The 13,876-nt window shown below is 67.8% G+C and carries 12 protein-coding genes, 1 tRNA gene, 1 rRNA gene and 1 pseudogene; 7 read left to right on the forward strand and 8 right to left on the reverse strand.

Going from position 1 to position 13,876, the window contains the following annotated elements:
- The first annotated feature begins 33 nt into the window (after positions 1-33).
- Positions 34-155, forward strand: a 5S ribosomal RNA gene (rrf, locus tag NGM07_RS12060).
- 210 nt (positions 156-365) lie between these two features.
- A tRNA-Cys gene (locus NGM07_RS12065) sits at positions 366-441 on the forward strand.
- A 146-nt stretch (positions 442-587) separates the two neighbouring features.
- On the opposite strand, the gene NGM07_RS12070 is transcribed toward NGM07_RS12065, so the two are convergent.
- Complete coding sequence (locus tag NGM07_RS12070; protein ID WP_253511744.1) at positions 588-2,135, reverse strand: FAD-dependent oxidoreductase; 1,548 nt, start codon at positions 2,133-2,135, stop codon at positions 588-590.
- Positions 2,136-2,205: 70 nt separating this feature from the next.
- A pseudogene (locus NGM07_RS12075) lies at positions 2,206-2,919 on the reverse strand (5-formyltetrahydrofolate cyclo-ligase).
- 114 nt (positions 2,920-3,033) lie between these two features.
- Here NGM07_RS12075 and NGM07_RS12080 point away from each other — a divergent pair.
- The gene (locus NGM07_RS12080) at positions 3,034-3,846 is read left to right on the forward strand and encodes a DUF8231 family protein (RefSeq protein ID WP_253511747.1); all 813 of its coding nucleotides are present in this window, start codon (positions 3,034-3,036) and stop codon (positions 3,844-3,846) included.
- Between the two features lie 12 nt (positions 3,847-3,858).
- Here NGM07_RS12080 and NGM07_RS12085 read toward each other — a convergent pair whose 3' ends face one another.
- The 3 genes from NGM07_RS12085 to NGM07_RS12095 are packed head-to-tail and all read right to left on the reverse strand — an operon-like array spanning position 3,859 to position 5,976.
- Complete coding sequence (locus NGM07_RS12085; RefSeq protein WP_253511750.1) at positions 3,859-4,059, reverse strand: DUF8123 family protein; 201 nt, start codon at positions 4,057-4,059, stop codon at positions 3,859-3,861.
- Between the two features lie 49 nt (positions 4,060-4,108).
- The gene (gene endA / locus NGM07_RS12090) at positions 4,109-5,125 is read right to left on the reverse strand and encodes a tRNA-intron lyase (protein WP_253511752.1); all 1,017 of its coding nucleotides are present in this window, start codon (positions 5,123-5,125) and stop codon (positions 4,109-4,111) included.
- Positions 5,126-5,181: 56 nt separating this feature from the next.
- Entirely contained in the window at positions 5,182-5,976 is a 795-nt protein-coding gene (locus NGM07_RS12095) for a topoisomerase DNA-binding C4 zinc finger domain-containing protein (RefSeq protein WP_253511755.1), read from the reverse strand.
- A 169-nt stretch (positions 5,977-6,145) separates the two neighbouring features.
- On the opposite strand from NGM07_RS12095, the gene NGM07_RS12100 reads away from it, so the two are divergent.
- Together NGM07_RS12100 and NGM07_RS12105 are read left to right on the forward strand one after the other, a co-directional pair.
- Positions 6,146-6,790 carry an HAD family hydrolase gene (locus tag NGM07_RS12100; RefSeq protein WP_253511758.1) on the forward strand — a complete coding sequence of 215 codons (645 nt, stop codon included), beginning with the start codon at positions 6,146-6,148 and terminating at the stop codon, positions 6,788-6,790.
- A gap of 131 nt (positions 6,791-6,921) precedes the next feature.
- Positions 6,922-9,264 carry a DEAD/DEAH box helicase gene (locus tag NGM07_RS12105; RefSeq protein WP_253511761.1) on the forward strand — a complete coding sequence of 781 codons (2,343 nt, stop codon included), beginning with the start codon at positions 6,922-6,924 and terminating at the stop codon, positions 9,262-9,264.
- 18 nt (positions 9,265-9,282) lie between these two features.
- Here the strand turns inward: NGM07_RS12105 and arsN2 are convergent, their stop codons facing one another.
- Both arsN2 and NGM07_RS12115 read right to left on the reverse strand, forming a co-directional pair.
- Positions 9,283-9,732: an arsenic resistance N-acetyltransferase ArsN2 gene (arsN2, locus tag NGM07_RS12110; RefSeq protein WP_253511764.1), complete on the reverse strand. Its 450-nt coding sequence runs from the start codon at positions 9,730-9,732 to the stop codon at positions 9,283-9,285.
- A gap of 141 nt (positions 9,733-9,873) precedes the next feature.
- On the reverse strand, positions 9,874-11,274 hold the full coding sequence (locus NGM07_RS12115) for an MATE family efflux transporter (RefSeq protein ID WP_253511767.1): 1,401 nt from the start codon (positions 11,272-11,274) through the stop codon (positions 9,874-9,876).
- A gap of 162 nt (positions 11,275-11,436) precedes the next feature.
- Between NGM07_RS12115 and NGM07_RS12120 the strand changes: the two genes are divergently transcribed.
- Positions 11,437-12,096 (forward strand): ribulose-1-phosphate aldolase, encoded by a 660-nt coding sequence (locus tag NGM07_RS12120; protein WP_253511770.1) that lies wholly within the window; start codon positions 11,437-11,439, stop codon positions 12,094-12,096.
- A gap of 9 nt (positions 12,097-12,105) precedes the next feature.
- On the opposite strand, the gene NGM07_RS12125 is transcribed toward NGM07_RS12120, so the two are convergent.
- Complete coding sequence (locus NGM07_RS12125) at positions 12,106-12,471, reverse strand: DUF378 domain-containing protein (protein WP_253511774.1); 366 nt, start codon at positions 12,469-12,471, stop codon at positions 12,106-12,108.
- A 26-nt stretch (positions 12,472-12,497) separates the two neighbouring features.
- Between NGM07_RS12125 and lipA the strand changes: the two genes are divergently transcribed.
- The gene (gene lipA / locus NGM07_RS12130) at positions 12,498-13,616 is read left to right on the forward strand and encodes a lipoyl synthase (protein ID WP_256523650.1); all 1,119 of its coding nucleotides are present in this window, start codon (positions 12,498-12,500) and stop codon (positions 13,614-13,616) included.
- Positions 13,617-13,876: the final 260 nt, after the last annotated feature.

Here is a 13,876-nt window from a genome sequence, read left to right on the forward strand (position 1 = left end):
CATAGTTCGCGGTTCGATTCCGCGAGTCGGCGTTAAGGCGGCCATAGCGGCGGGGTCACTCCCGTACCCATCCCGAACACGGAAGATAAGCCCGCCAGCGTTCCGGCGAGTACTGGAGTGCGCGAGCCTCTGGGAAATTCGGTTCGCCGCCTACCACTCATACTTCATCAAAAGCCCCACAGAGCGCGTGCTCTGTGGGGCTTTTTGTATTTATATCGGAGAGCCGACGGCTCGCGCACCGGCGCTGACGCGCCGCCGCGCTCGCCTCGATGCTCGAGTCGGTCCGCGCCGCGACGCCGTTCGCGGTCGCGGAAATCGCCGGATACCGCTATGTTTAAGCGCGACGAGCGTTTATCTCAGACCGCGCCAAGGTGGCAGAGTCCGGCCGAACGCAGCGGCCTGCAGAGCCGCCTACCGCCGGTTCAAATCCGGCCCTTGGCTTCTCTCGATATCCACGCACGACGAGCGCCGCATGGGACCGTAACTGCCGACCGACCACGAGTTCAATCCCGCTGCCCCACACGACGAGCGTCTCCTCCGAATGCGAACGGCGACTCGCACCGACTTCGCAATGCACGGCCGACGCTCTAGAAATCCATGACTCCCTTGTACAGTTCCCTGACCGTCAGGTGGTGGTTTTCGACCTGCTCCCTCGTGTTTCGGTAGAACTGTTCTCTCTCGCGTGCGATGTCCTCGCTCACGTAGAAGTCGTTCGTCTCGTAGAACTCGGAGGTGGCGCCCATGTTCCGCATGACGGTGTAGAAGTCGGGCAACGCGAATATCTTGAGTTCTGCCAGTCGGCCGGTGTCCTCTGTGTCCACGTTCCAGTCGTAGCCGAACCGGTCGAACGCGTCCGCGATGCGTTCAGTCCGGACGCTTCCCTCCCTCGACCCCATCGCCCGCCAGAACTCCGTGTCGCCCGACGAGTACTCGTAGTGGACGGCGATGAAGTCGTAGATCGACTCCCCGGTGCGCCGGACCGACTCGTTGTACGCCTCCCGAATCGCGTCGTCCACAAGCCGACCGTGGGACGACAGCAGATTCGAGAACTGTACCGCGAGAGAGGCGTTGGCGGTGAGGGCGGTCGACTGGAGCGGTTCGACGAACCCCTCGGCGTTTCCGATGGCCAGACAGTTGTCCACCCAGGCTCGGTCGTAGTATCCGGACGTGAACTCGTACCTGTCGACGTCGGCCTCGGAGACGACCGGGTCGCTTCCGGCGGTGGCGTCGGGAGCCGCGTCTTCGACGTACGCGAGGAACTCGGCGAGCGCGTCCTCGTCAGTGACGTACTCGGACGCGAAGACGTACCCCAGGTCGCGGTCGTCGTACGTGTCGATCTGCCAGAACCACCCGTTGTCGCCGGTTTCGATGACGGTCGCGGGGACGACGTCGGCCAACGGTCGGTCGACTCGGACGTTGAACGCCGCGTCCAGCGGGAACTCGAAGTCCCTGAACTCGACGTCCTGTTCGCCCCGGAGGACGCGGTTGAACCCGGTCGCGTCGACGTACAGGTCGGCCTCGTAGTCCTGACTATCGCTTCGGATTCGGTCGACGTGCGCTCCCGTGGTTTCGACCGCGGTGATCTCGTCGTCGACGAGCGAGACGCCGCGCTCCCGGCAGAGTTTCCGCAGGAACGCGTTGAACCGCCGGGTGTCGAGGTGATAGGCGACCTCGTCGTACCTGTCGAGGTTGCCGTCGGGTCCGTAGTACCACGGCGACTTCCCCTGCGCGACGATCGCCTCGCACTTCGTCAGATGGTCGGGGCTGTCGTAGAGTTCCTCGTAGTGGTAGTAGTAGTGTTCGACGGCGTTCGGCGTGTCCGGTCCGGGGTACTTGTCCGGCGGGTCAAACGGATACTGGAAGGCGGGGGAGCCACACCAGTCGCGGAAGTACACCGACGCCTTCCAGATCGGTTTCACCTCCGAGATGAACCGGGGTTCGTCTATCTCGAGCGTCCCGTGGAGGATGTTCTGAATCTCCCGGTACGTGCTCTTGCCGACCTGCGGGACCTCCCGTCGGAAGTCGTCGACGATCGAGACGTCCACCGCCGGATTCATCTTTCGGATGCCGAGCGCCGTCAGCAACCCGACGTCACCGCCCCCGACGATGAGCACGTCGTCTACCTCGCCGTTCATAACTACCGTAACCGGGGTTTCCGCGCGGTTATAGTTGCTTCGACGGTTCTAGAACCTCGCGTGCCGGGAATCAGGGCCGCCGGGATTCCAGCACCGGCATCTCGGCGATTCGCTCTTCGGACAGCTCGTCCCAGAACACGCCGCCGGGTCGCTCGAACGCCGTCTCGGTCCGAACCGTCCGGGTCGGCGTGACGACGAGGTCCATCGGCACGTCGTGTGCGCCGACATCCACCTCGTCGTCGACGACCTGCGCGTCGTGGACCGTGGTCGCCACGGTGGTTTCCTCGTCGACCAGGCCGAGTTCGTGAAGGACGCCGTACTCCAGGTCGCTGTACCCCTCGCCTTTTCCGACGCGCGCGCGCCGGCCTCGGTGACCGCGACGCTCCCGGAAACCACGAGGTCAACGCGCCCGACCGCTTCGGGGCCGACCTGCCGGGCGTACTCCTCGACGTGCGAGACGGTCGGTGCGCGGTCGCGCTCGGCGGGCGGAATCTCCGCGGGGTTGAGTTCGTAGAACGGTTTCTCGTCGCGCAGGCGCGGGACCGCCATGTAGACGGTCTTGCCGGCGGTCAGCGCGCGGCGCCGGACCGGCAACTGCGGGGCGTCCGGATTGCACTATCAGCGTCGTCGCCGCCTCCCACTCGGGGACGTCTGCGAGTCGGCCGGCGGCGTCGTCGGCGCCGGCGAAGTTCGGGATGCGGCCGTGGGGCGGAAACGGAAAGCGCGCCAGCCCCTCGTCTTCGAGGCGGTCCCAGACGCGCTCGCGGAGTTCCTGTTTGCTCACGGTCGAAACACCGGGTCGAAGCCCCGAAAAGGCTCGCGCTCGACGAGCGAGGCGTCCCGTCGTCCCGTCGGCCAAAAAGTAACCATTAAACGGCGCGCGTCCGTCGCTTCGAACATGCAACGACGCGCAGCGACGGTGTACGCCGTCCTCTTTCTCGTAGTCGCTGCTGGTGCGTACTCGCTCATCGGTACGGCCCAGCAGCCTACGATAGACGTCGACGGGCAGACGTACGCCCAGAACGAAACCGTGACGGTCAACGGGCGGACGTACAACGTCTCGTCTGTCGGCGAAGGCCAGGGAACGCTCGAGTGGACGAACCAGTCGGCGGCGTTCACCGCGACGTGGGCCAACAACTCCACAGTCCAGTTCCAGAACAACAACACCTACCGGGTGTTCATCCCCAACACCTCCAACCCGAACCAGTTCACGCTCCGCCAGGAGTTCAACCTGAGCGACAACACGACGACGGTCAAGCAGGGCAACCAGACGTTCGTTGTCGTCAACCAGAGCGGCGGCAACAAGTCGCTCGTGCCGGTCGACCAGTACAAGCGCCAGCAGTTCGGTCAACCGGACACCCGCCGGTACTCCGAGGGCCAGACGTTCCAGTTCAACGGTAACCGGACGACGGTGAGAAACGTCACCACGGAGTCGGCGACGCTGGCCTGGAACGCACCCAAGACCAACCAGGTGTCGCTCAGCGAGGGCGGCGCGGTCGACCTCGGACCGCCCACCGATAACCGGACGTTCGTCGCCCACTTCCCCGGAAACGGGAACGTCGTCCTCTCGCCGAACGTCGACGGCTATCAGCAGCAGGTCCAGGACATCAACCACTTCAACGAGCGCATCGCGGGCCTCTGGGGCGTCGTCATCCTCAGCTTCCTGACGGTCGTCCTGCTCGTCGGTCTGGCGTTCCTGCCGAACAAGTAAGCGGCCGAACTCCTATTTTCGCGCTATCCACGCGAGTCCCGCGCCGATAGCGACGGCGGCGAGCGCGCCGAGCACCTGTCCGACCAGCAGTAGCGCACCCCCGGACTTGTAGGCCCAGGGAGTTCCGACGAGCGTGGCGATGCCGACGAGGACGAGGAACGCGCCGAAGCCGATGCCGAGCGGTTCGAGCGTGTCCGCGGTCGAAGTTTCCATGTTCGAGTTCTCCGGACGCGTCCGGTTAACTGTTGCCGAATCGTTCGACTCAGGGGGTCAGTCGCGAGACGCCGAGCCACTCGACGCGCTCGCCGTCGGTGAGCGCGAACACCATCCGCTTGCGCACGCCGTGGGCGAGTCGGACGTCGAGCGCGAGGTCGCGCGGCTCGAAGTCGTGGCCGAGCGCGAGCACCCTGACGAGACACTCCGAGTGGCCCAGGTCGTCGACCGACTCGACGTCCGCGTAGGTCCGGAAGTCGGCGCCGAACTTGAACCCGGTCTTGGGAACCACCTCACGCTCGCGGAGCGCCCGGTAGACGCGGAGGCGGCGCGCGAACCGCTCGCCCTCGGCGTCCCGACCGCGGTCGCGGGCCGCGGTCGGGTCGAGTTCGAGGACGCCCTCGTCGGCCAGGTGGGCCGCTTCGACCAGCGAGAGCTGGAGCGCCCGGGGGTCGTCCGCGTCGCGGTCCGCGAGCGGTTGGCCGTAGAACGCTCTGTCGTGCAGTTCGGCGGGCGGGTCCCAGACGAGCGCGCGGTCGCCCAGCAGGTCGGCCGGGACGCTCGAGGGGAGGTCGGTCGTCGAACTCCCGCGCACGTCGGCGCGCTCGGTTTCGAGGTAGGTAATCTCGCTCTCCTCGTCGACGACCGCCAGCACCACGTCGCCCAGTTGGTCGGCGGGCACGTCGGCGCGCTCGCCGACGACGCGAATCCGGTACAGCACCTCGTCGTCCCACGGTCCCTTGCCGCGCGGGTAGACCACGAGGTCGGAGTTCGACCGGGGCGCGCTCACCCACCCCTCGCGGTCGGGCGAGAGGTAGAACCCCCGGTCGCGCAGGTCGGCGTAGACGAGGAACCGCGTGACCAGTTCCTCGCTGGCGAGGAACTCGCGGAACCCCATCCCCGACACCGATTCGAGGTCTCCCTTGAACAGCAGGTAGGCGGCCTCGACGCGCGACAGCGCGACCTTCTGTCCGCCGAGCGGGCGGCCGTAACCGCTGGAGTCGTAGTACCGCTGGCGGGCGTCGCCGCCGACGACCACCTCGTCGTCCCGAAGGCGTCCGTCCATGGTGTTCGTTGGCCCGCGGGTCGTCAAAGGTACTGCGATGGCGCTCCCGGTCGGGGTCAGTCGTCGTCGCCGTCGGCTGAGGCCGGCGCTTCGCGCTCGGGTTCGAGTTCGGGAGCGACCGCGCAGTCGCGGTCGAGACACCGTTCCCCGTCCGAACCGTCGACCCGCGGGAGGCCGCACTCGCACTCCCCGACGACCGGGTCGTCGGGGAGTGCGAACGTCGCCTCGCAGTCGGGGTAGTTCTCGCAACCGAGGAAGAGCGAGCGCTCGCGGAGCACCCGGAGGTCGCCGCCGCAGTCGGGACAGGTCCACTCGCGGTCGAAGCGCTCGCCGACCGCGTCGTCCAGGCTCTCGCAGCCGCGGTCGACGCAGAGTTCGAAGCGGGCACCCCGCTCGACGGCCATCTCGGGCAGGCCGCAGTCGCAGGTCGAATCGAGGACGGCGGCATCCCGGGGCAGGCCGTGGCTCGCCTCGCAGTCGAGGCACTCGACCGTCCCGCGGGCGCGGACGAGCGTCCCGTCGCACGACGGGCAGGTGCCGACCGGCGGGCCGGCGTCGGTGCCGCGGAACGCGACGCGCTCGGCCCCGGCCGGGGCCTCGACCCGGAGGCGCTCGTCGCCCTTGACGGCGACGAGCGCGAAGCCCTCCTCGCCGCGCTCCCGGTACACAGCGTCGGCGCGGGTCAGCCACTCGACCGGCTGGTAGCCCGCCGCGTCGTGGACGAGGACGGTATCGTCGGGCTTGTGGACCACGACGACGCGACCGCGCCGGCGCGCGCCGGCGCGGTCGCGTCCTTCGGCGTCGTAGACTGTCGTACACTCCCCGGCGAAGACGTGGACTGTTTCGGTCACGCCCCGCGTTGGTCCCGTCTTCGGATTTAAAGGCTTGTCCGCCGGAGTAACGTCGATTCAGACCGTCGAACGCCGACGTTCGCGTTCGGAACGCGGTCGTTCGCGCCGACAAGGGGTCGTTACCGCCGGCGCGCCAACTACTATCTGGCTCCGCGCCGTCGTCTCGAGCGTGCAACCGAAGGCCGTGCTGTTCGACATGGACGGCGTCATCGTGAACTCCGAGCGCTACTGGGTCGAACTCGAGGAGAACGAGATCTTTCCCTCGGTCGTCTCCGGGTCGGTCGACGTGAGCGAGACCACGGGGATGAACTTCCGGGAGATCTACGACTACCTCGACGAGGAGTACGAGACGACCGAGAGCAAGGAGGAGTTCGTCGACCGCTTCGAGGAGGCCGCCCGCGAGATATACGGCGAGCGGGTCGAGTTGATGGACGGCTTCCGCGACCTGGCCGCCGACCTCCGGGCCGAGGGTATCACGGTCGCGCTGGTTTCGTCGTCGCCGCCGAACTGGATCGACCGGATGCTCGACCGATTCGAGTTGCGCGACGCTTTCGACGAGATCATCAGCGCCGAGCACATCGCCGGGGCGGGCAAGCCAGCCCCGGACATCTACGAGCACGCCGCGGTCGAAGTGGGCGCCGAACCCGAAGAGTGCGTCGCGGTCGAGGACTCCGAGAACGGTATCGAGGCCGCCCGCCGCGCCGGCATGCGGGTCGTCGGCTACCGCAACCAGTCCGACGAGGAACTCGACCTCTCGGAGGCGGACGCGGTGGCGTCGTCGGCGGCGGAACTGCGCGACGAGTTGCTCGGCTGATTCCTGCGACGAGGGCAGTACTCGAACGCCACGCGGGCGACGCCGCGCTCTCGGCGTTGCCCGCGCGACTCGTCCGACCTGTCTAACCGGTAAAGAAACGCATTTCCCTTCCCCTCTCCGTGACTCCGATAATGGAAGTCGCCGAGGTCGTCCCCGAGTTCACCGAGGCGTTCCCCTTCGAGGAGTTCAACCGGATGCAACGGAAGGTGGTCCCGGCGCTCCTCGACGGCGAGGAGAACATCGTCGCCAGCGCGCCAACCGCCAGCGGCAAGACCGCGCTGGCCGAACTGGCCATCTGTCGCACCCTGCAGGAAGGCGGCACCGCGCTGTTCATCGCGCCGATGCGCGCGCTGACCAACGAGAAGGAGAGCGAGTGGGAGCGATTCGAGGAGATGGGCTACTCGGTGTACGTCGTCACCGGCGAGCGCGACCTGAACCCGCGGCGGGCCGAGCGCGCCGACATCCTCGTGATGACCCCCGAGAAGACCGATTCGGCGACACGCAAACACGACTCGCCGCGCTATCAGTTCATCGAGAACGTCGACTGCTGCGTCATCGACGAGGTCCACCTCCTCGATTCGGAGAAACGCGGCAGCGTCCTCGAAGTCACCATCTCCCGGCTCCGTCGGCTCTGCGACCCGCGCGTGGTCGCGCTCTCGGCGACGATGCCGAACGTCGAGGACGTGGCGGCGTGGCTCGACGCCCCGCCCGAACACACCTTCGAGTTCGCCGACGAGTACCGCCCGGTCGACCTCCACTCGGGCGTCGAGACGTACACCCACGGCGACAACTCCTTCGCCGACAAGTACCGCCGGCTCTACCGGGCGCTGGACCTCGCGGAACCGCACATCCGCGACGGCGGCCAGGCGCTCGTGTTCGTCTCCTCCCGGCAGGACACCGTCCAGGCCGCCAAGAAGTCCCGCGACGAACTCGCCGAGCGTGACGTGCCGGTCGGCGCGCGCGGCGACTACGACTTCCACAACGCGGCGAAGGAACTCAACAACGAGACGCTCCGGAAGTCGGTGCTCGACGGGGTGGCGTTCCACCACGCGGGCCTCTCGAAGAACGACAAGGACCTCGTCGAGGAGTGGTTCAAGCAGGGAAAGGTCCAACTCCTCTTTTCGACGTCCACGCTGGCGTGGGGCGTCAACCTCCCCGCCCGCTGCGTCGTGCTCCGGGACACGAAGCTCCACGACCCTCTCGAAGGCGAGGTCGACATGAGCCCGCTCGACGTGCTCCAGATGCTCGGCCGGGCCGGCCGCCCCGAGTACGACGACGTGGGCTACGGCTGGGTGGTCTGCGACCGCTCGGACGCCGACAAGTACCGCCGGCTCCTCCGGGAGGGCAAGGAGATAGAGTCCCGACTCGACGAGGACCTGGAGTCCCACCTCAACGCCGAGATCGCGATGGGGACCATCCGCGGGCTGGAGGACGTGATGGACTGGCTGGAGACGACGTTCTACTACGTCCGCGCGAAGGCCCGGCCCGAGGCCTACAACTTCGAGAACCTGCGCGAGCGGGTTCGGTCGGCGCTCCAGCGACTCGTCGAGCGCGGCTTCGTCGAAACCGACGACGAACTCCGAGTCTCGGCGACCACCCTGGGTCGGCTCTCCTCGAAGTTCTACCTCCGGATGGAGACCGCCGAAGGGTTCGCCGCCCTCGCGAAGACCGAGTCCATCGAAGTCGGCGACGTGCTTCGGACCGTCGCCGACGCCGCGGAGTTCGACAGCGTGAGCGCCCGCCAGTCCGAGCGCGACGCGGTCAACTCGGTGCTGGTCGGCCAGGAGACGGGCGACCTCGAACCCGGCCCGCGGAAGGTGCTGGCCATCCTCCGGTCGGCGATGTCGGGGACGACGCCCGGCGAACTCCGGAGCGACGCCTGGGTCATCACCCAGAACGCGTTGCGACTGCTCTCGGCGCTCCGGGAGTTCCTCGAACGTTTCGACCGACCGATGGCCGCCAACCTCGCCCGCCGGGCCGAGGCCCGCATCGAACACGGCGTCAGCGACGACGCGGTCGGCCTCACCGCCATCGACGGCGTCGGGTCGGGCCGCGCGAGCAAACTCGCCAAGGAGGACATCGCGACGCCCGCCGACGTCCAGTCGGCGGGCGTCGACGGCCTCGTCGCGGCCGGCCTCTCGGCGGGCGTCGCCGAACAGGTCGTCGAGAGCGCCAGGGGCCTGCCCCGGGTGGTCGTCGAGTGGGGGTCGTTCCCCGACGCCATCGCCCGCGGCGAGAACGACATGCGCGAGGTGACCATCCGAAACGTCGGCGGGTCGGGCGCCGCCGCGATTCGCGTGACGGTCAACGGCGTCGAGATGACCGCGACGACGACCTACCTCGACGGCGAGGCGACGGTGCCGGTCGGCGTCTTCGGCGGCACCGACGACGAGATGGAGTACGCTATCGAAGTCGCGTTCCCCGACCTCCCGCTCGTCCCGGCCTGCGACTCCCGGACGGTCCGGGTCGAGTAACTCGCCGGGTCGAGTCGCTCACCGAAGTTCGATTTTCATGCAGGTCGCGCTCGCCGGACAGAGGTCGTCGAACTGCGCGCTCTCGCGGACCGCCGGGGGTGTCCGCGCCCGCTCGACCTCCTCGAAGCCGAGTTCCGCGAAGAAGTCGGCCGCGCCGGTCGTCAGGAGGTAGACGGCTTCGAAGTTCCGCTCGCGCGCCCGAGCGAGCAGTCGCTCACAGACGGCGGTTCCGTAGCCCCGGCCGCGGGCCGACTCGGCGACCGCGACCGACCGGAGCAGCGCGGCGTCGCCGTAGGCTTCGAGGCCGCCGACGCCAACTCGCTCGCCCGCTGCTTCGGCGACGAACAGCGACGGGTACCCCGAATCGAGGTCGTCGGTCGGCAGTCCCGCGGCGTCGAGGAGCGCCTCGACGGACGCTTCGTCTCGTGGTTCGACCGGGCGGAGTTCGACGGGTGACTGGTTCGACACTGTCGGACGTTCGCGAGAATCGACCGTAAAATCACCGCCGCCGACCGCCGCCGGACCGACGCGCTCGCCGCGAACCGACCCGACGGGTCGGTTCGCGCGGGCCAGTCGGCGGCCGGACAGCGGTCAGCTAACGGCCGGGTGTCAGTCGGCGGCCGCGCGAGCCTTCTCGGCGGCTCGCTTGAGCATCCCGTTGTTGGTCGTGTAGTAGTAGTAGCACCCGACGCCGATGGCCCCGACGACGTTCGATATCGTCACCGCCCAGAAGACGGCGATGACGTCGTAGCCGAGCCACAGCGCGCCGACCGCGGCGATGGGGAGTCGAACGCCCCAGTACTTCACGAGGTCGGCGACCATGCTCACCTTGGTCCGGCGCGCGCCGTTGAATCCGGCGCTGAACAGGTACGTCGCGCCGATGGCCCAGTAGCCGAATACGAGAATCCGGAGGTACCTGACGCTGAGTTCGATGCCGTCCTCCGTCATGTCCGGGACGAAGACGTTCACGAGCAGTTCCGGCACGAACCACTGTATCGCACCTACGACCGTGAGGCCGCCCGCCGCGATGGCGACGCCGACCCACGTCGCGCGCCTCGCGCGGTCGGGTTTGTCGGCGCCCAGGTTCTGACCGACGACGCTCTGGGCCGCTCCCGAGAGTCCGCTCGCGGGGATGAACGCGACGCTCGCGATGCGCGCGCCGACCGTGTAGGCCGCGAGTCCGGCCGACCCGCTGACCGCCGAGACGATCGCGATGATGAGGACGCGGACCGACTGGGCGGCGATCACCTGCCCGCCTCGGGGCGCACCGATGTCGAGGATTTCGCGATACTCCTCGAGGTCGAAGGTCGCCGACTCGCGGGTGAGGGTGAGGCCGTCGCGGCCCCGGAGCAACATTCCGAGCGCGAGCGCGAACCCCGCGGTGTAGCCCGCGGCGGTCGCGAGCGCCGCCCCGCGGACGCCCATCGGTTCGAAGAACGGCCCCCACCCGAGGATGAGGAACGGGTCGAGTCCGAGGTTGACGACGACCGCGGTGACGTTGACGTACATCGACGCCCGCGCGTCGCCCCACCCGATGAACCCGCCCTCTATCGCGTCGCTCATCGTCGCGAACGGGAGCGCGAGCATCACCGTCCCGAGGTAGACAGCCGCCTGCGGCGCAACGTCGCCGCCGGTCGTCAGAAGTCCGATGATGACGTCGGCGCCGGAAACTACAACCACGCCGACCGCGGTTCCGGCCGCCAGCGCGAGCGTCAGGCCGTGGAAGACCGCCCGCCGCACGCCGTCGGCGTCCTCGCCTCCGGCGCGCTGGGCCACGAGGACCTGCGTGCCCGTGAGAACCGTGGTCGCGACGGCGAAAATGAGCGCCATCACGGGGAAGTTCAGGCCGACGGCCGCCACGGCGTCCTCGCCGAGACGGCCGACCCAGAACGTGTCGACTACGTTCTGAACGACCTGCACGAGGTTCTGGACCACGAGCGGGGCCGCGAGTACCAGCAGCGCCCTGACGAGCGAACCGTCGGTGATATCTTCCCGCGAGACGTCTAGCATGGTTTTTCGGTTTTACGTTGCGATAAATACACTACCGTACTTATAGATACTTCGAAACGTTTTCAGGGCCGTTCCGGACCGCCGCATGAGATGAGATGGCATGGCTCTAACACGATTCCCGGCCGGACAGAATATATACTTAACCCTCTAACGGCTGAGAGGATGCTCGGAGCAGAACGGCGCGCCGTCGCTCGGCGCGCACGAGAGTTAGCCGCGCTGACGCCGGGACGAACGGGAAACCTGAGCGTTCGCCGCGGCGACCGATTCGCCGTCACGCCTACCGGCGTCCCCTACGACCGCATCGAGGCCGAGGAGGTGCCGGTCGTCTCGCTCGCCGGCGACGAGACGCGGGTCGAACGGGGCCTCGAACCGTCGAGCGAGACGCCGATGCACTCGGCCGTCTACCGCGAGTTCGACGCGGGGGCCATCGTCCACACCCACTCGCCGTGGGCCTCGACGCTCGCGGTCCTCCGCGAGTCGATTCCGCCGGTCCACTACATGCTCGCGCTCGCGGGCACGACGGTCCCCGTCGCCGATTACGCCACCTACGGCACGCCCGAACTCGCGGCCAACGCCGTCGCCGCGATGGAGGACGCCGACGCGACGGCCTGCCTGCTCGCCAACCACGGCCTGCTGGTCACCGGCGAGGACCTCGACGCGGCGCTCGAAACCGCGGTCAACGTCGAGTACACCGCGCGCATCTACTGCCAGGCGAAGGCGCTGGGCAGTCCCGTCCAACTCAGCGGCGACGAGATGGACGCCGTGGCGACGAAGTTCGAGGGCTACGGACAGGGCGGCGCGGACGCGGAAGAAGAGCGCTGAGGCTGCGGTCTACGAGTCGGAGTTGTACGAGTCGGTGCCGGTGTTCTCGGTCCCGGTCGAGTCCGAGCGCTCGGTCGCGGTCGGCGTCGAGGTCGTCGAGGCCGCGGTCCGGTCGCGCTGGGCGCGAGCGAGCTGGCGGTTAATCCGCGCGAGCTTGTAGGCGGTGTACAGCAGGTAGATGCCCGCGACGCCGACGAGGGTGTAGATGAGGCTCTCGACGGTCTGGGCCGGGCCGGGTCGGAAGACCGGTTCGAGCGCCATCGCCACGATGTTGACCGCCTCGCCCGTCAGTCCGGTCACGCCGATGACGCCCCACGTGAGCGCCCCGACGACGACCAGCAGGATGGCGAGCCAGTCGAAGCCATTGGTCTTCATGCGAGCAGAGAGGGGTTCGACGGGCTTTGTTATTCGCCGGCTACCCCGACGGAACGTCGCCGTACGGTGAGTCCGGTCCGTTTCGCCGCGTTCCGCGGCGATTCGGCGCGGTTCGGCGGTCGATTATCCTCGGCGAAACTTCACGAACGTCCACCGCGAACCGGAATACCCTACCCTTTTCACCTCGCCGACCGAACGGCGACCCAATGAGTCGCCGCCGGAAACCCGACTGGCTGAAGATGCGACCGCCGTCCGGCCGGGAGTTCACGGACATCAAGCGGACGCTCCGGGACCACGACCTCCACACGGTCTGCGAGGAGGCCAACTGCCCCAATCTGGGGGAGTGCTGGTCCGGGCGGAACTCCGACTCCGGCGGCACCGCGACGTTCATGCTGATGGGCGACCAGTGCACCCGCAACTGCGGCTTCTGCGACGTCGACACCGGTGGCGGGCAACCCCTGGACCCCGACGAACCCGCCAACGTGGCGAGCGCGGTGGCCGAAATCGGCCTCGACTACGTGGTGCTCACGTCGGTCGACCGCGACGACCTCGAAGGTCAGGGCGCGGCCCACTTCGCGCGGACGATTCGGGAGATAAAGGAGCGCGACCCTTCGATTCTGATGGAGGTGCTGATTCCGGACTTCCGCGGCGAAGAGGAACTGATTCGGAAGATTATCGAGGCCGAACCCGACGTTATCGCCCACAACGTCGAGACGGTCGAACGACTCCAGCAGCCGGTCAGAGACCCACGCGCGGGCTACGAACAGAGCGTTCGCGTGCTCGAACAGGTCGACCGGGAGTCAGACATCTACACCAAGACCTCCATCATGCTCGGGGTCGGCGAGTACGACCACGAGGTGTACCAGACCCTGAGCGACCTCCGGGAGGCCGACGTCGACATCGTGACGCTGGGTCAGTATCTCCAGCCCTCGCGGGACCACCTCGACGTGTCGAGCTACGTCCATCCCTCGAAGTTCGAGACGTGGCGCGAGGTCGCCGAGGAGGAACTGGAGTTCCTCTATTGCGCCAGCGGCCCGATGGTCCGGTCGTCGTACAAGGCAGGCGAACTGTTCGTCGACGCGGTGCTCCGGGACGGGAAGACCGTCGAGGAGGCGCGCCGCGAGGCCCGCAGGGCCTCGGTCTGAGCAAACGGCGGGGAGGTGGCGCGACGCGCCACCTCCCCGCCGCGAGAGTTCGGAAGCCTCGGTGCGAACGACGTGGATACCGCCCCACTTCCGGTCGACACTTTCCGTGCGCGCCGGGGGCGCGGCCGCGCCCCGGCGCGCGCGAGTTACATTCGAACAAATCTTGACTTGAATTTCCATACTTGGCCCGGAACACCCCAATTTCGCCTGGAGATGGAGTTTCGAGCGACACATTCTCTCGCACGATTCCGATTTTCGTG

The organism is Halorussus vallis, from assembly GCF_024138165.1.
In the GTDB taxonomy this organism is placed as follows: Archaea; Halobacteriota; Halobacteria; order Halobacteriales; family Haladaptataceae; genus Halorussus; species Halorussus vallis.